Consider the following 26,568-nt stretch of genomic DNA (forward strand, 5'->3'; position numbering starts at 1 on the left):
TACCTTCCGTCAGTCGTCCGCACACCGTTGCTGGTCGACGAACTCCACGCTCAGAGTGCCACGCCGTCGTGCCACCACCAACCTGGTACCCCGTTGCGGGCCCCGGCCGACAGCCACCGGTCCTTGCCCGTGCCACTCTCCCACCAGGGCATCTACGGCACGCAGGGTTCGATCGGTCGGTGACGAGGCTCCCATTCCGATCAACCACACCCTCACCGCACGACGCCGGACCGCGGGTGGAGCCGACGCGAGTCCGAAGACATCCAGGCTCTGTCCTTGGGGCACGGCGCACGGCTCTTCGGGCACGAGTGCGTCCGAGAGAACGCGCGCTGCGGCGTCGTCGAGGGCGTCGCCGTCTTCCCTCAATTGCGCCGCAGTCCGCGCGAGTGCTGCGGCCACCCCGCCCCCGAGAACGTCCTCGAGCAGTGGCAGGACTTCGCTTCGCAGCCGCACACGGGTGAACCGCGGATCCGAGTTGTGCGGGTCCTCGTACGGGCGGTACCCGAGTTCCTCGCATGCCAGCCGGGTCGTGTCGCGCCGGACGCCGAGGAGGGGACGCCCCCATGGATCGTCGAACGGCGCCATGCCGCGGATCGAGCGCAGACCCGAGCCGCGGCCGAGGCCCAGTAGAACGGTCTCGGCCTGATCGTCGAGAGTGTGGCCGAGCAGTACCGGGTCACCGCACCGTGCTTCGTCGAGGGCCCGGTACCGCACATGACGCGCGGCAGCTTCGAGACCGCCGGGGCCGGTGACATCGACCGCCTGTACCCGCACCGAATCACATCCGACCGACTCCGCGAACTCGACTGCCCGCGCGGCGACGATGCCGGACCCGACCTGCAGACGATGGTCCACCACCACTGCGTGCACGGCGTCGGCTTCTGCGACGGCGGCGGCGGTCAGAGCTGCCGAGTCCGCGCCACCGGAGAGCCCGACGACGACGGTGGTCGCGTCGTGCTCGGTGAGCCAGGCGCGCACCGCCCGGCGGATCTCGTGGATCGCGGGGGTCTCGGGAAGCAGGGGTGGCGGTGCCGCGGCCACGATCAGCCCAGCACTCGCGCGATCCAGGCTTCCGGCTTGTCGATCTCGGCGAGCGTCGGCAACGCGTCCGGCCCGGACCACACCGCGTTGAACTGCTCCATCCCGACCTTCGCCGTGACAGCGTCGACGAACTTCTTGCCGTGGACGTACTGCGCGATCTTCGCGTCCATCCCGAGCAGTATGCGGATGACGCGGTGGATCGGGTTGCTGCTGCGTCGGCGGCGACTGTCGAATGCGCGCCGGATACGGACCACCGACGGAACCACCGAGGGTCCGACCGCGTCCATGACGTGGTCGGCGTGACCCTCGAGGAGGGTGCCGAGCGCGAGCATTCGATCGAGGCTTTCGCGCTGGGGCTCGGCCTGCAACGCACGCATCAGACCGAGCATGCCGCGCTGCGACATCGACTTACCCTCGGGCTCGCGCAGGTCACGGACCGCCGACACGACACGTCCGGCGATGTCACCGATCGGCTCGTCGACAGCGGCCGACAGTTGACCCGCTGCATCGCGCATGAGATCGGCCATCCAGGGCGCTTCCGCGAACTGCACCCGATGCGTGACCTCGTGCAGGCATACCCACATGCGGAAGTCTGCGGTGGGTACCTTCAGCGCACGTTCGACGGCGACGACATTCGGGGCGACCAGCAGCAGTTTCCCCGAGAACGGGTCGTATTGCCCGAGCACGGCCGAGGACAGGTAGGCGAGCATCGCACCGGCCTGCGCCCCGGCGGGTTTCGCGGCCCACGAGCGGTTCTCGCCCCCTCCGACCAGCTCGGACATCGAGGCGGCCGCGGCGTGGACCCACCCCGGTCGGTCCACGACGAGCGCAGGAAGTGGTGCGGCACCGTCGCCGAGGCCGGTGAGATCCCGGACCGGGGCCTCTGCCCGGTCGGAGGCCGACGCAAGTTCGGCTGCTGCGGTGTCGTAGGTGTAGCGCGACATCGCCGGCGCCGGACGCGCCAGCCGGGCGCCGACGCCCGCCGCGAACGGCCAGTCGATCGCGTCGCCGAGTGCGCGGTCGGCCCCGCTCATCGGCACCCACATTCTCGGAGGACCGAGGCCACTGCATCCAGTGCGGGCCTGGCCTCGCCGGGGGAACGATCATTGGACAGCAACGCGAAGGAGAGCACGCGACCATCGACGTCGACGACATAACCGGAAAGTCCGCTCACCAGATTCAGTGTGCCCGTCTTTGCTCGAACCCACCCGGCTCCGGCCCGATTCACCTCGCCGTAGCGGTCGGCGAGGGTGCCGGTACCACCGGCGACGGGGAGGTGGTCGAGCATGGGTCGCAGTTCGCGACTGTCCGGTCCCGCCGCGGCCGCCATGACCGAGTCGAGCAGACCGGCCGGGATCCGGTTGTCGATCGACAGGCCGCTGAGGTCGGCCAGCGTCACACCGGTGGTGTCGAAGCCTGCGCCCTGCAACGTGCGCAGGACGGCGCCGGTGGCACCGGAGAACGACGCCCCGGCTCCGGCCTCGAGGGCGACCTCGCGGCCGATGGCCTCGGCGAGCACATTGTCGGATCGGCTCACCATTTGTCCGAGCCGGTCGCGCAACGGTGCCGATTGCACCGACGCCATGGGGGTGGCAGCGGGAGCTGCTGAGCCGAAGGCGACGGTCGCGGGGTCGGCGCCGAGCGCGCTCGCCAGTGCCCGCCCCGCGTCCAGGGCCGGTGTCGCGCTGCGCGACGATTCGTCTTCGAGGGGATTCGATCGCCCGCCGTCGAGCATCACCGGTTCGAGGGGCGCAATGAACCCGTCGCCGATGTCTTCGGGGAACCATCCGGGTGCGAGGGTGTCGCCGCTGTACACACCGATGTCGACGAGCACGGAGTCGACAGCGGCGCCGGACCTCGAGATCTGATCGGCGAGATCGGCGATGCGCGGAGCCCCGGGATAGAAACCGTCCTGCCCGACGGGCTGCGCGGTCAGTGTCGGGTCACCTCCGGCGACGAGCACGATCTCGCCGGGCCGAGACCCGGATACCACCTTCGTCGTGATCCGGTGGTCGGCGGGCAGAGCGATCAGGGCGGCCGCCGCTGTGAGCAGCTTCGTGGTCGACGCCGGTGTCATCGGGCGTTCGGGCTCGTGCGACCAGAGCACCGTGCCCGTCGCGGTGTCGGTGACCGATCCGGTGAATGCGCCGAGTCCGGGGTTCGCCACGGCCGCATCGAGTGCGGCAGCGAGTCCGGCGGGTGTGGGCTCGGGGGCGGAGTCGACGACGGCCACGACCTGCGGGGTCGCGATGACGGGCGCCGGAGCCGGGACCACGGAGGCGGATGCGGTGCTCCGTACGTCGTACACCGCGAATGCGCCACCGACCACGAGCGCGAGGAAGCCCGCGATCCAGATACCGAGAAGGATCCGAAAGCTCCGACGCTTGCGGGTCTCGAGCGCACCCTGCTTCTTGCTCTTACCTTGCCCCGCCAACACGCCTCCGCTGTGTCCAACACCCTCGGCTCCACACACTCGCGCCCCTGGTGGTCGCGTGGCGGTCCGGTACCTGCACCTACAGCGTAGCGCCGGGGCGGTTATCCTCACTTCGGACCATCGCCGCAGATACGGACGTCGTATCGACTGGCAAACATCGACGAAGTGAGGCAAGGCGTGGAGTTCGAGGTCACGATCGAGATCCCCAAGGGGCAGCGCAACAAGTACGAGGTCGATCACGAGACCGGCCGCGTCAAGCTCGACCGCTATCTCTACACCTCGTTCGGATACCCCGCCGATTACGGCTACATCGAGAACACGCTCGGCGAGGACGGCGATCCGCTCGACTGCCTGGTGCTGCTGCCCGAGTCCGTGTACCCGGGCGTGATCGTCGATGCCCGCCCGGTCGGCATGTTCAAGATGGTCGACGAGGCCGGTGGCGACGACAAGGTCCTGGCCGTTCCGGCCGGAGATCCGCGTTGGGATCACATCCAGGACATCAGCGACGTCCCGCAGTTCGAGCTCGACGCCATCAAGCACTTCTTCGTGCACTACAAGGATCTCGAGCCCGGCAAGCACGTCGAGGCTGCCGATTGGACCGGCCGCGCCGATGCGGAGGCCGAGGTCACCGCATCGATCGCGCGCCTGAAGGACAACGGCGGACACTGAGCTCCGAAGCTGAGATCTCCCGGCCGATCATCGAATCGGCCGGGAGATTTTTCGTTCGCTACCGAGCAACGCCCGGTGGTCGCTACCGAGCAGTGCCCAGTGGTCGCTGGCGAGCAGTGCCCAGTGGTCGCTGGCGAGCAGTGCCCAGTGGTCGCTAGCGACCCTTGAACTCCGGCGTGCGCTTCTGCACCACGGCGGTGATCGCCTCGGTGAGGTCTTCGGACGGCAGGAACGCCGCGTTCCAGGCTGCGACGTAGCGGAGGCTGTCGTCGACCTGCGCGGAGCGCGTGTGGTCGAGGACGTCCTTGATGCCGTGGACGACGAGCGGCGGGTTGGCTGCGATCTCGGCGGCGGTCGCGTGCGCCGCCGCGAGCACAGCGGGGGCGTCGTCGAAGACGTCGCCGACGAGGCCGATCTTCTCGGCTCGTGCCGCATCGATGTCCTTGCCGGTCAACGCGAGCTCACGCAGGTGGCCGTCGCCGATGATCAGGGGCAGGCGAGCGAGGCTGCCGACGTCGGCAACCATCCCGACCTTGACCTCGCGGACGCTGAACCGGGCGTCGGCGCTCGCATAGCGGATGTCGGCCGCCGAGATGAGGTCGACTCCGCCACCGATGCACCAACCCGAGATCGCGGCGACGACAGGCTTGCGGCAATCGGCGACGGCGGTGATCGCGCCCTGCATGCGTTTGACCATCGCGTGGAAGTCTGTGCGCGGCTTGGCCTGTGCCTTGTCTGCGAGCACGGATCCCAGATCGCCTGCCATGGCGGGAAGGTCGAGCCCGTAGGAGAAGTGTTTACCGGAGCCGGTGAGGACGACGGCGCGGACCTCGGGGTCGGCGTCGAGTTGCGCGAAGATCTCCGGCAATTCCGACCAGAAGTCCGGTCCCATCGCATTACCTTTACCCGGGCCGATGAGCGTGACCTGAGCTACGTGTTCGGTGCGCTCGACGGTGAACGCCTTCCAGCTGGATGAATCAGTCATTACTCGACAGTAATATCTGGGCGAGGAAAGCGCACCGAGCTTCCGATCACGCCGATCCTTGTGGATCCGGTCACAGCAGTCACCGGTTTTCATAGGGTGGCATCATGCCCAGGCCACTGCATCCGAATGCCGCCAGAGTTGCCGACACACTCATCGCCCGGGGCCACCACGGCTTGATCACCACGCAGTCGGCTCCCGTACACACCGCCGATGAGGCAGCGGCGGCAGTGCGAGCCGACGTCGGCGCCATCGTCGAGTCTCTCGTGTTCCTCCTCGACGACGAGCCGGTACTGCTCCTGGTCTCGGGCGCCCACCGGGTGTCGCTCGAGCGCACCGGCAGCCGGTTGGGCGGCACCCTCGCTCCCGCATCCGACGACATGGTCGCCGAGGTCACCGGGCAGCAACTCGGCGGCGTCGCCCCGCTCGGGCATCCCACCAACCTTCCGACCTACGTCGACACTGCGCTGGCGGGATACCCCGAACTGTGGGCATCAGGAGGGTGCCCGGGCACTCTCTTCCGCACCTCGTACACCGAACTCCTACGCGTGACCGCGGGAATCGACGTCGAGGTCGACTAGACGAGAATGCGCCCGGCAGGTCAGGATGCGAGCGCGGCGCCTCGGCCGTCGACGTACCTGCGACCGATCTCCGCCGCCCACGGCGAAATCTCGACCAGGCCGAGGGTACGAAGCCACGGCAGGGTTCCGTCGATGATGTTGTCGACGGTGACGCGGCCGGCCACCGGAATCAACGTGACACCGTCGGCCACCTTCACCGCGTGAATGTCGGCGATCAGACCGGCCAGGCCGCGCGCAGTTCCGACATAGGACAGACCGGTCGCTCCCCCGCCGTTCCTGCGCCACGCCTCCTGGGCCCGACGACGGGCCGCACGCGCTTCGACGTCGACGATCACTTCGAGATCGACCAGCACAGTGAGAGAGTCGGGATCGCGGCCCTCCGCGGCAGCCTCGGCTCGTACCCGATCGCGGATCTTGCGCGCTTCCCGCAGATCGGCGGCACGCACCCGAACGACCGTGCGCGGAGCAGCACTGAGGTCGAGCGGCCCTCCCCCGTCACGATCGACGGTGAGGTCGGCCCACACATCGGGAACCGGCCCCCCTATGAATTCGACCGCGACACGCAGGGACTTCTTGGTTGAAGGAAACTTACTGTAGGACATGAGAATTCCTCTCGATATGCCGAATACGGCATCGAAAAACGGAAACGGGAACCTCATCAGTCCATACAGATGCAGGAGGCCGTACGGCACAGATCGACGTGACGGCGGCACCACTGCGCCGCTGCCTCGGTCGAACTCCATACTGCCATGCGCGAAATCCTACTGAGCTTGTGTGGAATTGTCGATCGCTACGGTGACCGTCAGACGCATTCCGCCGCACCGTCGCCCGACTGCGTGAGACCGGGCCGGGTCTCCGGCGACGGACTCCAGGCTCCATCGGACTTGGCGTACGACCAGGACGGCCCATCTTCCACCAGCTGCCGAAGCGCTGCGAGCAGACGGTCGACGTCTGCGGAAGAGCTTCCCAGACCCAAAGATGCGCGCACCGCACCGCCGGGAAGTCCGACGCGGGAGAGCAACGGGTGGGCACAGAAACGACCGTCGCGAACCCCGATACCGTGTTCGGCCGAGAGATACGCGGCAACCTCACCGGGCTCGAAGCCCTCAACGCCGAACGTGACGATACCGACGCAGTCCGCCGAATCATCCCACAGGCGAAGAATTTCCACGCCGTGGACGTCGCGTAGACCGTCGATGAGCTGCGCACACAGCAGCTCCTCGTGACGAGCGGCGGCCTCGGCATCATGCGCCGCGAGGGTGTCGCATGCGGCGGCGATCGCCGCGACCCCCAGCACATTCGGAGAACCGGCTTCGTGACGGGCTGGGGCACACGCCCACTCGGTGTGGTCGAGGGAAACCTCGCGCACCGCACCGCCGCCGGCAAGGTACGGCTCCGCCGCATCGAGCCAGTCGCGACGCCCGACGAGCACGCCGGCACCGAACGGCGCGTACAGCTTGTGCCCCGAGAACGCGAGGTAGTCGACGCCGGACTCAACGAGATCGATGCGGCGATGAGGGGCCAGCTGGGCACCGTCGACGAAGATCCGCGCACCACACCCGTGAGCGAGATCGGCGAGTTCCGCGATCGGCAGAACCTCACCGGTGACATTGGATGCTCCGGTCACCGCGAGCAGGGCTGCCGGAGCACGCTCGAGCTCCACGGCGATCCGCCACACGGTCTCGGAGATCGAATCCGCAGCTTCGACAACACGAGTGCTCTTCCACGGCAACAGGTTCGCGTGATGCTCGATGTCGAGTACCACTACGTCGCCGGGAACCGCACCGGCGAGCAGGTTGATCGAATCCGTGGTGTTGCGGGTGAACACCACCACTTGATCCTCGTCGGCTCCGACGAAACGGGAGACCGACTCACGCGAATCCTCGTAGCTCGCGGTGCTGATGCGCGACGCATAGCCCGCACCGCGGTGCACGCTGGCGTAGAACGGCAGCAGTTCGGAAATCCGGTCCGTCACGCTCGCCAGAGCAGGAGCACTCGCCGCATAGTCGAAGTTCGCGTACGTGCAGGTGCCGCCCTGCACGAGTGGAACCTGCACGTCACAACCCGAGACGCGAGCAAACGGAGCGATACAGGTGGTGGTGGCAACAGTCATGACGAATTTCCCTCGTGTATCAGGGACCCGTCGGTGATCGCCACGACGAAGGTGATTCGCTCGCCGGCGGAGTCCGCGCTTGCTGCGTCCAGGTTCGGAACGTCAGCCAGGTCGTCACCCGGAGCACCCCACCGCGGTGGAGGGTTGCCGACCAGCGAGCCGGGGCTTGACGCTGGTACTCATGACCTGCCGAAGACAATGACACCGGGCACACTTCGTGTCAAGTCGGCGCTCGATCGCGGCCGAGGTCCCGCTCGAGAGCAGTGCCGAGTTTCTCCTTCTGACCTGCAGAGAATCCGCCGCCGTGCTTTGCTCTGAAGCGCGACACCGCAACGCCCGCCTCACCCACTGCACCCACCGAAAGTTCATCTGCCGTCCACCTTCACGTGAGATAAACCGGATCGCCCCACCGAGTAGAAGGACAGCGGATTGTCTGCTCACCACCCGCCCGCACCCGACGACACGTCGCTCGTCCCTGAGATCTTCCTGCGCGGATCGCACGCACCCTCGCCACGCACACTCGTCGACGTGCTGCGTGCCACCGCCGAGTCGCATCCGCACGCTCCCGCGATCGACGACGGCACCACGATGCTCGACTACACCGAGCTCCTCGACCTGGTGTTCGTGGGAGCCCGCGGACTCGCGGAGGCCGGCGTAGGCGCCGGCGATCGCGTCGGGGTCCGCATGTCGTCGGGGTCCAAGGACCTCTACGTCACCATCCTGTCCGTCCTCGCTGCGGGCGCCGCCTACGTTCCGGTGGACGCCGACGATCCCGACGAACGCGCCGAGCTCGTCTTCTCCGAGGCGAAGGTCACCGCGATCGTCACCGATGCGGGCATCGGTCCCGGCACAGCACCACCGGCCGACGAACCGGACGTGCGCGAGCCGGCCCTCGACGACGACGCATGGATCATCTTCACCTCCGGTTCCACCGGCACCCCCAAGGGTGTTGCCGTCACACACCGCAACGCCGCAGCCTTCGTCGACGCCGAAGCCAACCTGTTCTGCCGGGACGAACCGCTCGGCCCCCGCGACCGGGTACTCGCAGGCCTGTCCGTCGCCTTCGACGCGTCGTGCGAGGAGATGTGGCTGGCCTGGCGGCACGGCTCGTGTCTCGTTCCGGCGCCGCGCTCACTGGTTCGCTCGGGCATGGACCTCGGCCCGTGGCTGGTCTCCCGCAACATCAACGTCGTCTCCACGGTCCCGACCCTCGCCGCGATGTGGCCGGGGGAGGCACTCGAAGCGGTACGTCTGCTCATCTTCGGGGGGGAGGCCTGCCCGCCCGACCTCGCCGAGCGCCTCGCCGTTCCGGGTCGCGAAGTGTGGAACACCTACGGCCCCACGGAGGCCACCGTGGTCGCATGCGCCGCGATCATGGACGGAACCGGACCCATCCGCATCGGCCTGCCGCTCGACGGCTGGGATCTCGCCGTCGTCGACAGCGAAGGCATTCCCGTCGCCGAAGGGCAGGCCGGTGAGCTCGTGATCGGCGGGGTCGGGCTCGCACGCTACCTGGACCCGGCGAAGGACGCCGAGAAGTACGCTCCCATGCCGACGCTCGGCTGGGACCGCGCCTACCGCAGCGGTGACCTCGTCGTCCTCGACAGCGCCGGGCTACTCTTCCAGGGCCGCGCCGACGACCAGGTCAAGATCGGCGGGCGACGCATCGAGCTCGGCGAGGTCGACAACGCCCTGCAGAACCTGCCCGGAGTCGCAGGCGGTGCATGCGCGGTCCGTAAGACCTCCGCCGGAAGTTCGATCCTCGTCGGCTACATCGCCTCCACCGATCCTCATTTCGACGTCGCGTCCGCCCACGATCTGCTGTCCGAACAACTCCCCGCTGCCCTCGTGCCGCGTCTCGCGCTCGTCGACGAGCTGCCCACGCGCACGTCCGGGAAGGTCGATCGCAACGCGTTGCCGTGGCCGCTGCCCGGCGTCGACGCCGACTCCGTGGAAGCGCTCGGGCTCCCCCCGACCGCGGAATGGGTCGCGGGGCTGTGGTCGTCACTGCTCGGCGCCCGAATCGAGGGGCTCGACGACGATTTCTTCGAACTCGGCGGAGGTTCCCTGTCCGCCGCACAACTCGTCACCGCACTGCGTGAGCGTTATCCCGAGATGACGGTTGCCGAACTCTACGACCGACCCCGGCTCGGATCCCTCGCCACCTATCTCGACGAACTCGCCCCGACCGAGACCACGGCTCCACGCGAGGTCGCCCCCGTATCGCGGGGGGCACAGTTCCTGCAGCTCGCCGCGACCGTGCCGCTCATGACGTTGACGGGCCTCCACTGGATCACCTGGCTCGCGATTCTGAACAACATCATCGCGATGGTCACCGATGTGCCGTGGACCGTGACCTTGTCGTGGTGGTGGGTCGCCGTCGGAATCGTCGTGTTCCTCTCTCCGCTCGGCCGGATGAGCACCGCGGTCCTGGGCGCCCGGACCCTCCTCCGCGGACTGACACCCGGCAGTTATCCACGCGGTGGCTCGGTCCACCTGCGTTTGTGGACCGCCCAGCGCTTGTCGGAGGCGTCCGGTGCGACCAACCTGTCGGGAGCGCCCTGGATGCGTCAGTATGCGCGGGCGCTGGGCGCGAAGATCGGCCACGGCGTCGACCTGCACACCCTCCCCCCGGTCACCGGCATGCTCGAACTCGGCGACGGCTGCTCGATCGAACCCGAAGTGGACCTGTCGGGGTACTGGGTGGACGGCGACGTCGTCCATATCGGGAGTATCCGTATCGGGGCGGGAGCGTCGATCGGTGCGCGCTCGTTCCTCGCCCCCGGTTCGCGCGTCGGCAAGAACGCCGAGGTCGAGGCCGGGTCGGCGGTGTTCGGCCGGGTCAAGGCGAGCCAGCACTGGGCCGGTTCGCCCGCGCGGAAGACCGGAAAGGCCGAACCGCAGTGGCCGTCGGAAGACCCGCCCCGCGGATCCCGCTGGGTTCCCATCTTCGGCGTGACGTCGATTCTCCTCGCAGGACTTCCGATCATGTCGATCGGCGCCGGTGTCGCGCTGCTCGTCTGGTGGGTGAAGGACACTTCGAGCGTGACCGAGGCCGTGGTCCGTTCCCTTGCGATGCTGCCCGCCGGTGGAATTCTCACCATGGCCGTGTTCGCAGTGCTCACCCTGATCACCGTGCGACTGTTGTCGATCGGCATGACCGAAGGCTGGCATCCGGTCCGAAGCCGTGTCGGATGGCAGGTGTGGGCCACCGAACGCCTGATGGATTCGTCGCGCACGTTCCTGTTCCCGCTCTACGCGTCGATGCTCACCCCGATCTGGCTGCGGCTGCTCGGCGCCGATATCGGCAAGGACGTCGAGGCATCAACGGTGCTCATGGTTCCGAAGTTCACCAAGGTCGCGGACGGCGCGTTCCTCGCCGACGACACCATGGTCGCCTCGTACGAACTCGGCGGAGGCTGGCTGTACATATCGCATGCCAAGGTCGGAAAGCGGGCGTTCCTCGGAAACTCGGGCATGGCAGCGCCCGGTCGTCGCGTGCCCAAACACGGTCTGGTCGCGGTCCTCTCGGCCGCACCGGAGAAGGCGAAGTCGGGGTCTTCGTGGCTCGGCAGTCCCCCGGTACGGTTGCGCCGGTCCTCCGGCGGATCCGATTCGAGTCGCACGTTCGAGCCATCGTTGAAGCTCAAGATCGCGCGCGGGGCCGTCGAGACCTTCCGGCTCGTTCCGATGGTGGTCACGTTCGGCATCGGGCTGCTGGTCCTGTTCTCCCTCAACTCCATTGCCGTCCATTTCGGCTACCCGGCGGCGGCACTGGTGAGCGGCCTCGTGTTGATGGCTGCCGGTGCGGTCGCATGCATCGTCACCATCGCTGCGAAGTGGACAATCGTCGGACGCATCGGGAAAGAAGAGCACCCGCTGTGGAGTTCGTTCGTGTGGCGCAACGAAGTGTCCGATACCTTCGTCGAGATGGTTGCCGCGCCGTGGTTCGGTCAGGCGACCCCCGGCACCGCCGTGATGAACCTGTGGTTGCGTGGCCTCGGAGCGAAGATCGGCCGCGGTGTGTGGTGTGAAAGTTACTGGTTGCCGGAGGCCGATCTCGTGACTTTGGGCCCCGGCGCGACGGTGGAGAGGGGGTGCGTGGTTCAAACCCACCTGTTCCATGATCGGATCATGGCCATGGACACCGTGACCCTCGAAGCCGGCGCCACGCTCGGCCCGCAATGTGTCGCGTTGCCCGCATCGGGGCTCGGCGCCGGCGCCACAGTCGGACCTGCGTCCCTCGTGATGCGCGGCGACGTGGTTCCCCCTTCCACTCGGTGGCAGGGCAATCCGATCGCGCCATGGTCCCGGCCGGGCGAGTGGTCACCGCGATGAAGCCCCTCAAACCGGCGAAGCCCGTGGCCCCGACCGGGCCCGATCGCCCCCTCGACCCGTACCTCCCCCAGAGCGGGAACCGTGGCTATCGCGTGTCGCGGTACGAACTGGACCTGACATACAAGGTGACCGCCAACCGGCTCGACGGCCGCGCCACGATCATCGCCACCACGACCGACGTCCGCGCAAAGTACACACTCGACCTCGCACAGGCGATGCGCGTGACCAAAGTGACCGTCAACGGGCGACGTCCCGCAAAGTTCACCCACCGCAACGACAAGCTGACGGTGACGTCCTCGCAGACGGTCCCGGTCGGGGCGGTTCTCACCTTCGCCATCCAGTACGCAGGCACCCCGACCCCGCGGCACACCATGTGGGGCGAGGTCGGCTGGGAAGAACTCGACGAGGGTTCGCTGGTCGCCAGCCAGCCGAACGGTGCGCCGACGTGGTTTCCGTGCGACGACCATCCCGGTTCGAAGGCCACCTACCGCGTCACGATCACCACGGATGCGCCGTTCCATGCGATCGCCAACGGGACGCTGCTCCGCAAGACGACGAAGTCCAGCCGCACGACGTGGGTGTACGAGCAGCCCGAACCGATGTCGACGTATCTCGCGAGCGTGCAGATCGGGAACTACGAGGTTCGCCGGGTCGCGTCGTCGCCCGTGCCGCAGTTCGCTGTGCACCCGCCGCGGCTGCGCGCCAAGTTCGACAGGGACTTCGGACGTCAGTCACAGATGATCGAAGTGTTCTCGCGGCTGTTCGGGCCGTATCCGTTCGCGCACTACACGGCGCTCGTCACCGACGACGACCTCGAAATCCCGGTCGAGTCCCAGGGGATGTCCGTCTTCGGCGCGAACTTCTGCAGTGGTAATCGCGACGAGGAGCGGCTGGTGGCGCACGAGTTGGCACACCAGTGGTTCGGAAACAGCCTGACCTTGAAACAATGGAAGGACATCTGGCTGCACGAGGGTTTCGCGTGTTACGCGGAATGGTTGTGGTCGGAGAACTCCGGGGGGTCATCAGCGCACGAACACGCGCGGCTGGCGCACGCCGGGCTTACCCGCCTGCCGCAGGACATACTCCTGGGCGACCCCGGACCGAAGGACATGTTCGACGACCGGATCTACAAGCGCGGCGCCCTCACGTTGCACGCGTTGCGGTTACGACTCGGCGACGAACGCTTCTTCACCCTTCTGCGTATGTGGACGACCGAGTACCGGCACTCCAACGTCACCACCGACCAGTTGATCGATCTGGCAACACGATTCACCGATGTGTCACTGCGACCGCTGTGGGACGCGTGGCTCGGTACCACCGCACTGCCACCACTGCCGAACGGTCGGCTTTCCTAGATCAGGGAAGGTCCACCTGCGAGGCCAGCCAGCGGTCGTCCACGAGCTCGAGCGTCATGACGACACGGCTGCGATCGAGTCGCGGTTCCGGGACGACCGAGTTCGTCACCGTCTGATCGATGAACAGCAGCACCTCGACGCGATCGGTCGTGGCCGACTTGACGCCGGCTTCCACCACCGTGCCTTCCGCCTGCGCATTGTTGTCGACGAGCAGCTGGCGCAGTTCACCGCTCGACTGCGCGTACATCTCCTTGAACTCGCCGGTGGCGCCGTTCAACACTGCATCGAAGTTGCTGTCGAGTGCACCGGGACTGACCGAGGTCAGCGTCACCGCGTATTCCTGCGCGGTCGCGAGCGCCTCGGTGGCCGCCGCGTCGACGGACCTGACCTCGTGCGCCTTCCACGCAAAGAATGCGGCGCACGCCACTGACGCCACGGTGATCATGACGAGCACGGCGGTGCGGATCCGCCGCATGCGTCGACCCGAATCGGCACCGGCATGCTCGGCACCGGTTTCCTCGGTGACGTTCTGATTCGCCGGGTCGACAGTGTCGGTCACGGCTGCGTCGACTGCGAGAGTGGAACTGGTCTTGCTCATGTGCATTCTCCTTCCAGAGAGCTGATGGGCACGAAGATCTCGGCTACCGCGGGTAGAGGTACTCGGCGGGCGGACCCCCGTAGGTCAAGGGAACCGACAGCGGCCCCACCGGAGTCGGATCGGCGGTACGAGCCGGATCGGCACCCGGCGGAAGCGCGGCCTCCCCTTCCTCCCCGGGCGGGCGGGGAGCATTCCGGGCGCCGCGGATGAGAACCGACGGGTCCGGGTTGTTGCAGTAGGTATACAGATAAGGCTCCGGAAAATCCGGGACCGACGGCGGCCGGCGGGGAAGGTCGTAATCGCACGTGTAGCGCGGGTACAAATTGACGTACGCCCAGATGCCGCCGTCACGGAACGCGGTTCCGATCGCCTCGAGTGTCGAGCCGTCCCGCTCGGTCGGGAAGAAGAACTCCTGCAGGGCCGGAACCCGTAGATATGCCATCTGAGAGACGGTCGCAAGATTGCCGAGCAGCTGCACCATCGTCGGAGAATTGTCCGCGATGATCGAGTCGATTGCGCCGAGGGTCGCGGGAGCAGCATCGACGAATGTCCGGAACCCCGCGTCCATCTCCTCCGCGCCCTGCAGCAATCCGGACAGGTTGGCCGACGTGGTCTGAAGGCCCGGACTCCCGTCGGCAAGTGTATCGAGAACCACCTTGCTGGTATTGAGTATCGACACAGTTTGCGGCAGGACGGAATCGAGCGTCGAGATGAGGAAGGTCCCTCCGTCGATGATGTCGGACAGCTTCTCGGGCGCCTCGGGGCTGACTCCCAATTCCTCGACGATCACCTGGACTTCGGCGGGATCGATCTGTGCGAGCATGCCATCCAGATTGTGCATGAGGTCCGACAGCGGTACCGGCGTGGAGGTATCCCTCGTCGAGATCACGGCGCCATCCGTCAGATACGGCCCGTCATCGGTACTCGGACGGAAGTCGAGATACTGCTCTCCGGCGAGCGACAGACCCGCAACACGAACCTCCGACCCTTGGGGGATCTTCGTCTGCGAATCGATCGAAGCGACCGCGACGACGCCGTCCCCGGTGAGATCCACCGACGTCACACGGCCCACCGGAACTCCGCGCAACGTCACGTCGCGATCGGGGAGAATTCCACCGGACTGATCGAAATGCACCTGCACCTGGATCTTTCGATCGGTCGGATTCAGTTCGAATATCCCGAATACCAGATAGACGATTCCGAGTACCAGTGTCATTGCGAGCGCCGTCAAGGACAAACCCAGACGATGTCGATATCCGCTCCGGACCGCACCGACCACCGGCGCTGCAATCCTGTCTGTCGCGCTCATCTTCGTCGTCATCCGCCCGCTCCCGTCAACCTGCCCTGCAGACGCAGCAAGGAGTGGGTGAGGGCACCCACCATCGTGTCGATGTCCGATGTCTCGGGCAGCCGGCTTCCCGGATCCCCGAAATGACCGGGTGACGGAATCGCGCCGAAGATCAGCTGCTGCCAGTCCGCGTCGGCGTGAGCAGACGTCGAGTTCGTCGTCTTCATGATCGGGGCAAAGAGGCTGTTGACGGCTTCGAGTGAAGCATCGGGGGAGGTCGCCGCATTGTTGAGTTCGGCGGCAATCCTGTTGATATCGGCGACCATCGACCGCGTATCGGTACCGTTGACCGACGGGAACTTCGCCATCTGCGAACTGATCCGATCCACCTGGGTCACGAGATCGAGGATCTCCGCGGTGTCCCCGGCGAGGACGTCGAGCGCCGGACCGGCCGCGGCAACCACCTCGCGGATCGTCGACTTCCGTTCCGCCAGTGTCGCGATGAGCATGTCGGTTTGGACAAGTGAGTGTTCGATCTCGGCGGAACGCGAGCCGAGCTGCGTGACCAGACGAGCGGATTCGTCGAGAAGGCTCTCGATGTTCGCACCCCGCCCGTCTACAGCGTTACCGAGCCCGTTCACGATCTTGGTGAGGTTACGAACTGCACCTCCGTTGACGAGGACCGATGCGGTCGAGAGCAACTCCTCGATGGTCGCGGCCGCAGAAGTGTCTGCGATCGGAATCGCGTCGCCGTCGCCGAGCGGAGGCGCGGCCACAGCTTCCCCTTCGGGTGCCTGTAGCGCAATGAAGACATCCCCCAGGGGTGTCGCCGAGCGTAATTCGGCACGACTGCCTGCGGGCACCATGACACCTTCCGCAACGCGCATGGTCACGACCGCCTGATACCCCTCCACCGCCATCGAGTCGACCTCCCCCACATCGACGCCGCCGAGTTTCACCTTGGCCTTCGTCGGTAGGTTCAGCGCGTTCTCGAATGTTGCCGTGAGAGTGTATGAGTCACCGCTCAAACCCGGAGCAGGCAGCGGAAGCTGTTCCAGCCCCACCGAGCAGGCCACGGTCGACGACGCCGCAACCATCACGCACGCAGCGCCTACGCATCGCCTGATCCTGAGATTCACCGGTGCATCCCCGCAAGTCCTTCGAGCATCCCCGACATCCCGAAATCCGGGCCGAAGTCGCTGACGGTGCCGGTGTCACAACCCAGATCCCGCATTCCCATGAGATTGCAGACCTCCTTGACCAATTGACCGTCGAGCGCGACCCGTTCGAGCAGTCCGTGTACGCGGGCTCCGCCGTTCTCCCGATCCATGACGTGGTAGGCGTTGTTCAGCAGGAGCGGGGCCAGGTCCAGGAACTCTCCGACCTCCCGCTGGTAGTCGGCGAGCGCGCGGGTGAGCGTCTCGGCGTTCGTCGCCGTCGCTTGCACCGCACCGCGGTTGGCCGTCAGCAGATCATTCGTCTGCAGCAGAATGTCATTGATCATGGTTCCGGTGTCGCCGAGGCCTATTCCGGATTCGGCCAGCACGGCACTGAGTCGGCTCGTCACTTCACCGAACTCACGAATGTCTTGATCGTTGACCGCCGCAGCCTCGGACAGCACTGCGAGATTGTCGACGATCGTGGTGAGTTCGTTGCGCGTCCGGGCACCTCCGTCGGGTCCGATCCTCAAAGCCTCCGACAACGTTCCGAGCGCAGATCTGATACTGCTGCCTTGCCCCTCGGTCATCGACGCGCCCGCGCTGAGGAGTTCGGCGACGGCTCCGTTGCCCTCGCCGTCACCCTGGAGTTCGAGCGCCATGGTGTCGGCCATGGCAAGAAGTCTGTCGAACTCGATGGGGGTGCGGGTCCGCTCGAGTCCGATCACAGCCTCGTCCTCGAGGGTGTCGCCGCCGCGATACACCGGGGTCAACTCCACGTGCCTATCGGTAAGCACCGATGTCGAGACAGCAACTGCGTGCGCATCGGACGGGATATCCATGGCGCCATCGATATTCATCGTCACCGCCACGTGCGTCCCATGCGGTTCGATGGCGGTCACCCTGCCGACCTCGAGACCAAGCACCGCCACGGTGTTCCCGACGTAGAGTCCGGCACCGTTGTCGAACTTCGCGGTGACAGTGATCTCGCTGTTGCCGGCGAACCACGATCGAGCACCGAAGAACGCAAGCCCTGCGACAACGGCGATCACCGCCGCTATCGACACCCATCTACGTTTCTTCATTGGCAGTCCTCGAAATAGGGAGGGAGCGAATGCAGTTCGTCGTTTCCGCTGATCGCGCACATCCACGAGTCGATGAACGGGCCGGCAACGGAGGTGAAATCCAGTTCGGGTCCGGTACCCGTCGCGTTCGTGAAGTTGCGGATCGGGACCGGGAGAATCTGGAGAATATTGCGGAGCAGTTCATCCTGATTGCCCAGACTCTGCAGCATCGAGTCGAGATCGGTGATCAATGCGTCGAGTGACACGCGATCGTCGACGACGATCGTATGCAGCTGCTGCACAAGACCGCTGGTGGACGACAACAACCGCTCCACCAGATTCTGCCGAAGAGCCAGTTCGTTCACCATCTCACTGCTGTCTCGCACAAGGGAACCGAGGTCGCCCTGCTGCGCGCGGATGATCTCCGTGAGCTCATAGGTTGCGGATACGAGAGATCCGACCTGGTCCCGACGGTCTGCGATCACCCTCGACAGGCTCTCGACATTCTCCAGCGCTTGCGGCATCAGCGCAGGAAGATCGTCCAGTTCCGCGGCGAGTTCGTTCAGTGTCGCACCCAGTCGTTCCGCGTCGACCTGCTCGAAGGTCGTTGTCGCGTCGGCGAGAACCTCTTGAATATCATAGGGCACAACGGTATTGGACAACCTTACCCTATTGTCCGGGATGCTTCCCTCGCCGGCCGGACGCAACTCCACATAGCGCGACCCGAGCAGCGTGGTGAGCTTGATCGACGCGACCGTGTCGGCACCGAGATTCACACCGTTGTCGATCTTCATTTCGACGACCACGTGGTCACCCTCGAGTCGTGCGCCTTCGACCGTGCCAACCTGGATCCCGGCGACCGTCACCCCGTCCCCGGGCGCGATCTGAGCTGCCTGGACGAATTCCGCCTCGTAGGTCGCCTTTCCGAGACCCAGATTTGCAACCCCGACGGTCGCGACCAACACGGCAATGATCGCCACCACGGTCACCACGCCGAGAGAGACAGCGCTGTACGACTCGACCGGTCGCAACCGGAATCTCCGAGCGAAGGTAGATCCTGTTCGTGTCATGCCGTCACCTACAGATCGGGGAGTTCTTGGTTTCGCCGCCGGGAGTGGCCCCCGCCACGATCGACGGGATGACATGACTCAATTCGGGAACGAGGGTGGCGTTGATGTTGCACAGGTAGGCGTTGAGGTACGCACCGTCCTCACTCACACGAGCCAGCCCCTTCAGAAGACCGGGGAGATTGAAACCGAAGTACTCCCACGATGGTTTGGTGTCGACGAAGTGGCCGGTGAAACCCGGTTGTCTGCGCAGCATTTCCTGCAGATCCGGCTGCACTTCACCGGTGAGCGATGCAAGGCTGTCGGCTGTGGTGGCGATCCTGTCGAGCGAACCGACAAGTTCCGGGCGCCTGGCGTTCAGCTCCGTGAAGATCGAGTGTGCACCGGTGATCACCGAGTCGATCTCACCGCTCTGCGATGCGAGATCGGAGATGATGCCGTCGAGGTTGACGATGATGTCGCCGAGGATGCGATCCGGCTCGGCCATCGACTCCGCAAGTCTCGATGTCTCGGCCACAAGGGTGGTCACGGATCCGCCGTCGCCCTGGAGCGCGGCGATCACAGAGGCCGTGATGTTGTCCACCTGTTCCGGGTCGAGCACACTGAACAAGGGTTCGAACCCATTGAGCAACACGGAGATATCGAAGGACGGCTCTGTTCTCGCGAGGGGTATCTCAGCGCCGGCCTCGAGGATCGCCGTATCAGAGGTCTGGCCCAGAGAAAGTCCGAGATAGCGCTGGCCGATGATGCTTTGATAGGTGATCGCTGCCTCGGTGTTCGCAAACACCTGCTGAGACGAGTCGATGCTGAACCCGACCCTCGCAACCGTCTCGTCGAGCGAGATCGAGTCGACCCGGCCCACGCGCACGCCGGCCATCCGGACGTCGTCGCCCACACGCAAACCCGACACATCACTGAATACCGCAGAGTAGGAGCTCGTCGAACCCTGAACTCCTCGCTGCAGGGTGACCACGACCGGCCAGGTCAACCCCGCGGAGATCAAGAGGAACACGATAAGGCCGATCAGCGGCTTCCGTATCGTCATCGCGGCGCTCCGTCCGTCTCGGGGGTCACTCGGATGTCGACGCCGCGTGTGATGGGTCCGAGGAGAAGGTCTGCCGCCCCGCCGAAGTCACCGCCGAGGATCTGATCGACAATGTCCTTCTCGGCTGGCGCACCGACCTGTCCGACGTTGCCTCCTATCGGGGCCCGCTCGATCGTGCTTGTCGATCCGAGTCGTTCGGCCACAGGTGGAGCGCCCGTGTCCGGGGCTGTGGCGCAACTGGGCCCGGCCAGATCTCCGTAGCGGGGGCAGTCGGTGCGCGTGTACTCGATGTGGGGCGTCGCTTGGAAGACGAACTTGCCTGTGCCGTTCTGTTGGCCGACCGGCCAGAACTCCGTCCACCACTTTCCCGAGATCCAATTCATCCTGGTGACGATCGGAGTGAATTCGTGGGCGCCGTCGGCGACCACCCCCAGCACGGGTTCGAGTTCGGTGGTGATGCCGATGATCCGGTCGGTGTTGTTCTCCAGCGACGTCGCCATCGTCGAGAGCGTGTTGGCACTTCCGAAGAACAGCGTCGAGAGTTGCTCCTGCTTCTCCGCTATCGTGCGCATGGGCACGACAGCATGATTGACGGCATCGAGCAGTTCCGGCGCCGAGTGCTGCAATCCTTCCACCGCATCCGCCAGTGCGGACAGGGTCGACGGGCCGCCGTCGGGAGTCACGACGGCGCCGACCTCATGCACGATTCGCTGCAATTGCGCTCCCGCACGGACGATGTCGTCGCCCCGCCGATCGGTGGCCTGCGCCACGGTGGCGAGGACTCCGAGAGTCTCCTGCGAGCTGAGACGTGCGGTCGCGGCCGTGAGGTCGCGAAGCTTCGTCAATGCTGTCTGCAGTTGCACCGTGGACAAACTCTCGTCCTGAGGGATCGTTGCCCCCTCTTCGAGATGGGGCGCGGGTCCGTTGTCGACCAACTGCACGGACGAGACGGCAAAGACGTTGCTCGGCACCACGCGTGCGGTCACCGTTGCGGGGATTCCTGCGAGATGTTCGGGCAGGATGGAGATATTCACGAGATTGGCACCATCCCCCGCAGGGAGTTCGACGTCGTTCACCTCCCCGACGAGAACACCACGGAACTTGACGTCGGACCGGGCGGGTAGGCCGTCCCCGACGTCGGCCAGGGTCGCGGTGATGTCGTAACCCTTGTCGAAAACACCGCCCATCTTGGCGAGAATCCCCGCGACGAACAACACCGCCACCACGAGCGCAATGCTGCCCCGCAGGACGAGGTCACGGAGCGAGGCCTTGTGCGGATCGCTCTCCAACAGAAACGACATCGACTACCCCCCGAGCCTTGCGCCGGAGCCGAGTCCCCAAAAAAGAAGGGTAAGCAGAAGATTCATCACGATCATCGCGGATATGCTCGCTCGCATCGCTCGTCCGGCCGCAGTACCGACGCCCTGCGGACCACCGGCGGCGTAGTAGCCGTAGTAGCACTGGATCGTGGTGGTGATGATGACGAAGACGATGGTTTTCAGTAGCGAGTAGAAGATATCGGTGCCGCTGAGGACCAAGGAGAAGTAGTGGTCGTAGGTTCCGGACGAGACCCCGCCTGCCATACCGATCACAACCTGCACCGCGACGTAGTTGACCGCCAAGCAGACGAGGTAGAGGGGAATCACCGCCACCACTGAGGCAAGAAGCCTTGTGGTCACGAGGTAGGGGATGGACCGAATCGCGAGCGTTTCCATCGCGTCGATTTCCTCGGAGATCCGCATGGCACCGAGCTGCGCGGTAAACCGGCAGCCGGCCTGCGCAGCGAAGGCAAGCGACGCCATGATGGGCGCGAGTTCCCGAGTCGTGGCGGTGGACGCGATCATCCCGGTTGCCGGCTCGAGCCCGAGGAGGTGCAGCGCGTTGTACCCCTCGATTGCCACGATCGCTCCCGCGGCCGCCCCGAGCACGATGATCACGCCTGCCGTGCCGCCACCTACGACCAGGGACCCGTTACCCCAGGTCACGTCGGAAAGAATCCTGAGGAATTCTTTCCGGTAGTGCCGCAGTGTGGTGGGGATCGCGGCGAGTGCTCGCACCAGGAACGTCACCATGTGGCCGAGACGAGCGATCACCGTCGCCTGAGACCTGACCGCGGTGACGATCGGCCTCACTCCCGGGGGGAAGTAGCGGGAAGCCACTCAGAACCCCGTCCGCGGAAACAGCAGTACGTACAGCTGTGTGAAGGCGACGTTGACGATCATCAGAAGCAGGATCGACGCCACCACCGTGGCGTTGACGGAGTTCGCTACACCCGCGGGGCCGCCACTGGTCGACAGCCCCTTCTGACACGCGACCACCGCAACGATCGCGCCGAACACCATGGCCTTGATCATCGTGAGAACGAAGTCGCCGACCGTCGCGAACGACGCGAAAGTGGCAACGAAACTACCCGGCGTACCGTTCATCACGAAGGTGTTGAAAAGATATCCGGACAGAAAACCGACGAAGCAGACGAGTCCGGTCAACGCGAGGCCGACCAGGATTGCCGCGGCGAACCGCGGAACCACGAGTCGCCTGACCACCGATATCCCCATCACTTCGAGAGCGTCGATCTCGTCTCGGATCTTGCGCGAACCCAGATCGGCGCAGACGGCGGAGCCGGCCGCAGACGCCATCAACAACGCCGCGACCATCGGGGCGCCCTGCTTGATCACGGCCAGCCCGCTTGCCGCTCCCGCCAGCGAGGTCGCTCCGACCTGTCCGGCGAGTAACCCGAACTGGATCGAGAGGGTCACTCCGATCGGAATCGCGACGAAGATCGTGGGCAGTGCAGACGCCGACGCCATGAACGCTGCCTGACGAATGAACTCCACGAAAGGGAACCGAAGGGTGGCGATGTCCACCACAAGATGGTGGACGGTTCGGACACCGAGCTTGCATTGTTCCCCCACTGTTGCGAGGGCGGCAACGGGGTGGCGCCGGACATACCCTCGTGCCCATTCATCGATCTCGCCTGTAGCGGACTGCTCATGGGTGGAAGTGGAACCCTCTTCTGCCACAGTCGATCCCCTTCGCGAGCGGAAGAATTCGAAGAGCTCGGCCGACATTCGATCGGTCGTCGCTCATACTCTGTACGAAAGATGCTCTGCGCGTCGGAAAATGAAATTTCATTTCACACCGAGAACGGTCCCGGCCGGCACGAAGAACCGACAGACGGGATGCGCCCGCATTCAGGCGCCCCGGCCGCACACCCCGATGCCCGCGGCCGGACCGGTCACTCTACGAACGAGCATCTGACATGCATCAAAGTAGAATAGAGTTCTCGCAATTGCAATGATGCTTTACATCTTCGTGCCGTGACGGCTTTGATAACCGCTCTTATATATGCCTCTACCTGCAGGAATGACTATTCGTCGAATTTACTCAGGACCCACTCGACGAGTTCGATCGTCTCCGCATGGCCGCCGGTCACGCCCAAGGACTCCTCCATGACCAGCACTCGGGACAAGCTGGTCATGAGTACCGAGACCACGACCGGAGGGATCTTCTCGGAGAGGTTCACGCGGTCGAGAATCTTGTCGAGAGCAGCTCGCTGGCCTGCGCGGAACTGTTCGGAATAGTTCGCGATCTCTTCCCGCAAGGCCTCACGGTGGCGCGACATCGCAATGAACTCCATGGTCACCGCAACGCCTGCTGGGCTCGTGCTGAACTCCCACAGCGCCCGCAACGGGTTGGGTGCGTCCATCAACTCGGCCTGAACAGCCAGGCCCTGCTCGGCACGGCGGCGGAAGATCTCGAGGAACAGGTCGTCCATCGTCCTGAAGTAGTAGTGCACCAACTGCGGCTTCAGGCCGGCCTCATCAGCAACTCTTCTGGATGTTACTGCTGCGTATCCCTTTTCGATCATCAAGCGTTCTGCCGCATCGAGCAGGACCGTTCGATTCTTCGCATCCGGTGCACCGAGCCTGCGCGACGACGCCATCCGCCAACCTCCTTTTTCTCAGTTGCACGGCTGCAACTTTGCGACATCCTAGCTTGGGTAACAGATGTGATGTTGACCATATCCACCCATGTGTGTTATCCATGACACAGACAATGCTAAGCAGGTGCACAGCGTTCGGAGGCCACACCCCTCAGCCCAGGGCTCCGCTAGCTGGATCCATCGAATCTAGCTGTGCTGCAATTCTTTATGCAATGAGCAGGTTCCGCACAGGAGGCTCGGCTTGAACGACTTCGATACGAAGGACTACTTCACGGACCCGTCTTTCGTTTCCGACCCACACCCGTTCTTCGACTATCACCGTTCGCAGTGTCCAGTTCGTCGACTGGATGCCTCACAGAACGTCATCGCAGTGACGGGATACGACGAAGTCATTGCAGTACTTCGCGATACGGCGAGTTTCTCCAACATCGTCGCACCGATCGGCCCGTTCCCTCCACTACCGTTCCCGGTGGAGAGCGACAACATCGACGCTCAGATCGATGCACACCGTGAACAGTTTCCGATGTACGAACACCTGGTCACGATGGATCCACCGCAGCATTCCCGCATCCGACGCCTGGTGAGCGGTCTGTTCACACCGCGCCGGCTCGACGAGAACGAACACTTCATGTGGGATCTGTCCGATCGCCTGATCGATCAGTTCCACGCATCCGGTAGGTTCGAAGCCCTCTTCGGCTACGGGGTTCCCTTCGCGCTGTTGACCATCGCCGATCTACTCGGAGTTCCGGAGGAACACCACGACGCGTTCCAACAGCACCTCAACGCGCAGAAGGTCGGATCGACCGAGGGCGAAGCCCTTGGTTCCAATCCTCTCGAGTTCCTGGACGAGAAGTTCACGGCGTTCCTCGAAGACCGCCGACGTGAACCACGTCCCGACGCCCTCACTATTCTGGCCGACGCGAAGTATCCCGACGGGGAAGTTCCCGATGTCGTCGAGCTCGTCCGGCTCGCCACTTTCCTCTTCGGCGCCGGCCAGGACACCACGGCGCGGCTCATCACCTCGATGCTGCTCCAGATCGCCGAGAAACCCGAACTCCAGAAGCAGCTTCGCGAGGACCGCGGTCTGATTCCGCCGTTCATCGAGGAGATGCTTCGCATGGAGGGCCCGGTCAAAAGCGACTTCCGGCTGGCCCGTAAGACGACGACGGTGGGCGATGTCCAGATCCCCGCGGGCACAGTGGTCATGGTGTCGCTTCCCGCGGCGAATCGAGACCCCGCCCGATTCGCAAATCCCCACGAGCTTCAGATCGATCGCGAGAATGCACGCGAACACATCGCTTTCGGACGAGGTGTCCATTCATGTCCCGGCGGTCCGCTGGCACGCGTCGAGGCACGCGTGACGATCGAACGCATCCTCGACCGCATGCACGACATTCGGGTCTCGGAAGCCGAGCACGGTCCCGCCGGCGAACGCGACTTCAGATACGAACCGACGTACATCCTCCGGGGCCTCACCGAACTCCATCTCGAATTCACCCCCGTCGGCTGAAAGGACGAATGACCACATGGTCGACCACACCGCTGGTGCCGAGACCACGAACAGAGTCGCAGTTGTCACCGGAGCAGGCTCCGGAATCGGCCTGTCCGTAGCACGTCAGCTCGCCGCACTGCATCACCCCGTCGCGTTGCTCGACAGGAGTGGCGCCGCGGCACAGAAGGTCGCCGACGAGCTGAACGAACAAGGCGCCATTGCCCGTTCATTCGAAGTCGATGTCGTCGACCGGGCCGGGGTGGATACTGCAATGGAGAAGGTTCGCGCCGAACTCGGCGCCGTGAAGATCATGGTGACGAGTGCCGGCATCGAGGCCACTGCTCCGTTCACCGAGATCGACCTCGCCGACTGGAAACATATTATCGACGTCAATCTCACCGGAACATTCAACAGCGTGCAATCTGCGGTGCCCGACATGATCGAGGCCGGGTGGGGTCGCATCATCACGATCTCGTCGTCCAGTGCACAATCCGGCGCCCGCGATCGTGCGCACTATGTCGCTTCCAAAGGGGGAGTCATCGCTCTCACCAAGGCACTGGCACACGAATTGTCGCCGAAAGGCATTACTGCCAATACGATTCCGCCCTCGATCATCGATACTCCCATGGCACGCGCGGCAGAGGAGTCCGGTGAGATGCTGATCAATTTCGAAACACTGGCCAGCATGACACCGGTGCGCAGGACGGGAACACCACACGACGTCGCAGCAGCGACCGCGTTCCTCTGCTCCGACGATGCCGGCTTCATCACCGGTCAGATCATCGGAGTCAACGGCGGCTGGTATCTCTGAGCCGTGACCACGGCCCTGAAGCGGGGAGGCGTGTGGCGACCATGATGGGAGTCGCCACCGGGGGATGGAAAAGTGTTTGGGGGGCCCGCATCAGCAGGCCCCCCAAACACTTTCAGCAAATACAACACAAACACGGAAGGGGCCCACACAATGTGTGAGCCCCTCCCGGAACGGGTGTTCGGCGGTGTCCTACTCTCCCACACCCTGTCGAGTGCAGTACCATCGGCGCAGACAGGCTTAGCTTCCGGGTTCGGAATGGGACCGGGCGTTTCCCTATCGCTATAACCGCCGTAACTCTGTGAAACACACGACATCACTCACGTCCCTCGAGTGATGTCGTGTGATTCACCGCCCTTCCCGAAAGAAAAGACAGCGTTCACTCGACAACACTCGCGCAAGCGAGCGTGCTGTTTCAGAAACCGCACAGTGGACGCGTAGCACCTTCATGGTAAGTCCTCGGCCTATTAGTACCAGTCACCTCCATCGGTTACCCGACTTCCAGTTCTGGCCTATCAACCCGGTGGTCTGCCGGGGGCCTTACCCCATCAAAGGGTGAGAAACCTCATCTTGGAACAGGCTTCCCGCTTAGA

23 protein-coding genes, 2 rRNA genes and 1 riboswitch are annotated in these 26,568 nt (G+C 64.8%); of the genes, 6 read left to right on the forward strand and 19 right to left on the reverse strand.

What is annotated here, in order from left to right; all coding sequences use genetic code 11:
- Positions 1-9: 9 nt before the first annotated feature.
- From tilS to dacB, 3 genes are read right to left on the reverse strand one after another with little or no spacing between them, the layout of a single operon-like run.
- Positions 10-1,068: a tRNA lysidine(34) synthetase TilS gene (tilS, locus tag ACFWCF_RS12355; RefSeq protein ID WP_378561496.1), complete on the reverse strand. Its 1,059-nt coding sequence runs from the start codon at positions 1,066-1,068 to the stop codon at positions 10-12.
- Positions 1,044-2,075 (reverse strand): zinc-dependent metalloprotease, encoded by a 1,032-nt coding sequence (locus ACFWCF_RS12360; protein WP_378561411.1) that lies wholly within the window; start codon positions 2,073-2,075, stop codon positions 1,044-1,046. The genes tilS and ACFWCF_RS12360 overlap by 25 nt, the downstream gene beginning before the upstream one ends.
- Positions 2,072-3,478 (reverse strand): D-alanyl-D-alanine carboxypeptidase/D-alanyl-D-alanine-endopeptidase, encoded by a 1,407-nt coding sequence (gene dacB / locus ACFWCF_RS12365; protein WP_378561414.1) that lies wholly within the window; start codon positions 3,476-3,478, stop codon positions 2,072-2,074. Before dacB ends, ACFWCF_RS12360 begins: the two co-directional genes overlap by 4 nt.
- Positions 3,479-3,652: 174 nt before the next feature.
- Here dacB and ACFWCF_RS12370 point away from each other — a divergent pair, with 174 nt between their 5' ends.
- Positions 3,653-4,144, forward strand: a complete 492-nt coding sequence (locus ACFWCF_RS12370; protein ID WP_054805650.1) for an inorganic diphosphatase — start codon at positions 3,653-3,655, stop codon at positions 4,142-4,144.
- Between the two features lie 154 nt (positions 4,145-4,298).
- Here the strand turns inward: ACFWCF_RS12370 and ACFWCF_RS12375 are convergent, their stop codons facing one another.
- Positions 4,299-5,129 (reverse strand): crotonase/enoyl-CoA hydratase family protein, encoded by an 831-nt coding sequence (locus tag ACFWCF_RS12375; protein ID WP_378561417.1) that lies wholly within the window; start codon positions 5,127-5,129, stop codon positions 4,299-4,301.
- Positions 5,130-5,233: 104 nt separating this feature from the next.
- Here ACFWCF_RS12375 and ACFWCF_RS12380 point away from each other — a divergent pair, with 104 nt between their 5' ends.
- A complete protein-coding gene (locus tag ACFWCF_RS12380; RefSeq protein ID WP_378561420.1) occupies positions 5,234-5,707 on the forward strand; it encodes a YbaK/EbsC family protein in 474 nt (157 codons plus the stop codon).
- Between the two features lie 20 nt (positions 5,708-5,727).
- Here the strand turns inward: ACFWCF_RS12380 and ACFWCF_RS12385 are convergent, their stop codons facing one another.
- The 3 genes from ACFWCF_RS12385 to ACFWCF_RS12395 are packed head-to-tail and all read right to left on the reverse strand — an operon-like array spanning position 5,728 to position 7,820.
- Positions 5,728-6,309, reverse strand: coding sequence for a hypothetical protein (locus tag ACFWCF_RS12385; protein WP_378561423.1), 582 nt, complete (start codon positions 6,307-6,309; stop codon positions 5,728-5,730).
- A gap of 56 nt (positions 6,310-6,365) precedes the next feature.
- Positions 6,366-6,458, reverse strand: a complete 93-nt coding sequence (locus tag ACFWCF_RS12390) for a putative leader peptide (protein ID WP_378561426.1) — start codon at positions 6,456-6,458, stop codon at positions 6,366-6,368.
- A gap of 51 nt (positions 6,459-6,509) precedes the next feature.
- Complete coding sequence (locus ACFWCF_RS12395; RefSeq protein WP_378561429.1) at positions 6,510-7,820, reverse strand: aminotransferase class V-fold PLP-dependent enzyme; 1,311 nt, start codon at positions 7,818-7,820, stop codon at positions 6,510-6,512.
- A gap of 70 nt (positions 7,821-7,890) precedes the next feature.
- Positions 7,891-8,007: riboswitch (SAM riboswitch) on the reverse strand.
- Positions 8,008-8,249: 242 nt separating this feature from the next.
- Here ACFWCF_RS12395 and ACFWCF_RS12400 point away from each other — a divergent pair.
- Both ACFWCF_RS12400 and ACFWCF_RS12405 read left to right on the forward strand, forming a co-directional pair.
- Positions 8,250-12,158, forward strand: a complete 3,909-nt coding sequence (locus tag ACFWCF_RS12400) for a Pls/PosA family non-ribosomal peptide synthetase (RefSeq protein WP_378561432.1) — start codon at positions 8,250-8,252, stop codon at positions 12,156-12,158.
- On the forward strand, positions 12,155-13,513 hold the full coding sequence (locus ACFWCF_RS12405) for a M1 family metallopeptidase (RefSeq protein WP_378492174.1): 1,359 nt from the start codon (positions 12,155-12,157) through the stop codon (positions 13,511-13,513). Before ACFWCF_RS12400 ends, ACFWCF_RS12405 begins: the two co-directional genes overlap by 4 nt.
- 1 nt (position 13,514) lies before the next feature.
- Here ACFWCF_RS12405 and ACFWCF_RS12410 read toward each other — a convergent pair whose 3' ends face one another.
- The 10 genes from ACFWCF_RS12410 to ACFWCF_RS12455 all read right to left on the reverse strand — a co-directional run bounded on the left by ACFWCF_RS12410 (position 13,515) and on the right by ACFWCF_RS12455 (position 23,675).
- Positions 13,515-14,111, reverse strand: coding sequence for a hypothetical protein (locus ACFWCF_RS12410; protein WP_378492158.1), 597 nt, complete (start codon positions 14,109-14,111; stop codon positions 13,515-13,517).
- Between the two features lie 43 nt (positions 14,112-14,154).
- Entirely contained in the window at positions 14,155-15,432 is a 1,278-nt protein-coding gene (locus ACFWCF_RS12415) for an MlaD family protein (protein ID WP_378561435.1), read from the reverse strand.
- A complete protein-coding gene (locus ACFWCF_RS12420; RefSeq protein WP_378561438.1) occupies positions 15,429-16,538 on the reverse strand; it encodes an MCE family protein in 1,110 nt (369 codons plus the stop codon). Before ACFWCF_RS12420 ends, ACFWCF_RS12415 begins: the two co-directional genes overlap by 4 nt.
- The gene (locus ACFWCF_RS12425; RefSeq protein WP_378561443.1) at positions 16,535-17,641 is read right to left on the reverse strand and encodes an MCE family protein; all 1,107 of its coding nucleotides are present in this window, start codon (positions 17,639-17,641) and stop codon (positions 16,535-16,537) included. Before ACFWCF_RS12425 ends, ACFWCF_RS12420 begins: the two co-directional genes overlap by 4 nt.
- Positions 17,638-18,690 carry an MCE family protein gene (locus tag ACFWCF_RS12430; RefSeq protein WP_378561446.1) on the reverse strand — a complete coding sequence of 351 codons (1,053 nt, stop codon included), beginning with the start codon at positions 18,688-18,690 and terminating at the stop codon, positions 17,638-17,640. Before ACFWCF_RS12430 ends, ACFWCF_RS12425 begins: the two co-directional genes overlap by 4 nt.
- Before the next feature lie 4 nt (positions 18,691-18,694).
- Positions 18,695-19,732 (reverse strand): MCE family protein, encoded by a 1,038-nt coding sequence (locus tag ACFWCF_RS12435; RefSeq protein WP_378561449.1) that lies wholly within the window; start codon positions 19,730-19,732, stop codon positions 18,695-18,697.
- A complete protein-coding gene (locus ACFWCF_RS12440) occupies positions 19,729-21,033 on the reverse strand; it encodes an MlaD family protein (protein WP_378492164.1) in 1,305 nt (434 codons plus the stop codon). The genes ACFWCF_RS12435 and ACFWCF_RS12440 overlap by 4 nt, the downstream gene beginning before the upstream one ends.
- Before the next feature lie 3 nt (positions 21,034-21,036).
- Positions 21,037-21,891, reverse strand: coding sequence for an ABC transporter permease (locus tag ACFWCF_RS12445; protein ID WP_378492165.1), 855 nt, complete (start codon positions 21,889-21,891; stop codon positions 21,037-21,039).
- A complete protein-coding gene (locus ACFWCF_RS12450) occupies positions 21,892-22,800 on the reverse strand; it encodes an MlaE family ABC transporter permease (protein WP_378492166.1) in 909 nt (302 codons plus the stop codon).
- 299 nt (positions 22,801-23,099) lie between these two features.
- A complete protein-coding gene (locus ACFWCF_RS12455) occupies positions 23,100-23,675 on the reverse strand; it encodes a TetR/AcrR family transcriptional regulator (protein ID WP_378492167.1) in 576 nt (191 codons plus the stop codon).
- Positions 23,676-23,916: 241 nt separating this feature from the next.
- Between ACFWCF_RS12455 and ACFWCF_RS12460 the strand changes: the two genes are divergently transcribed.
- Both ACFWCF_RS12460 and ACFWCF_RS12465 read left to right on the forward strand, forming a co-directional pair.
- On the forward strand, positions 23,917-25,185 hold the full coding sequence (locus tag ACFWCF_RS12460) for a cytochrome P450 (RefSeq protein ID WP_378561452.1): 1,269 nt from the start codon (positions 23,917-23,919) through the stop codon (positions 25,183-25,185).
- A 16-nt stretch (positions 25,186-25,201) separates the two neighbouring features.
- Positions 25,202-25,978 (forward strand): SDR family NAD(P)-dependent oxidoreductase, encoded by a 777-nt coding sequence (locus tag ACFWCF_RS12465; RefSeq protein ID WP_378561455.1) that lies wholly within the window; start codon positions 25,202-25,204, stop codon positions 25,976-25,978.
- 176 nt (positions 25,979-26,154) lie between these two features.
- On the opposite strand, the gene rrf is transcribed toward ACFWCF_RS12465, so the two are convergent.
- A 5S ribosomal RNA gene (gene rrf, locus ACFWCF_RS12470) occupies positions 26,155-26,271 on the reverse strand.
- A 151-nt stretch (positions 26,272-26,422) separates the two neighbouring features.
- Positions 26,423-26,568, reverse strand: a 23S ribosomal RNA gene (locus tag ACFWCF_RS12475); the annotation flags it as partial.

This window comes from Rhodococcus sp. NPDC060090 (genome assembly GCF_042729855.1).
GTDB lineage: Bacteria > Actinomycetota > Actinomycetes > Mycobacteriales > Mycobacteriaceae > Rhodococcus.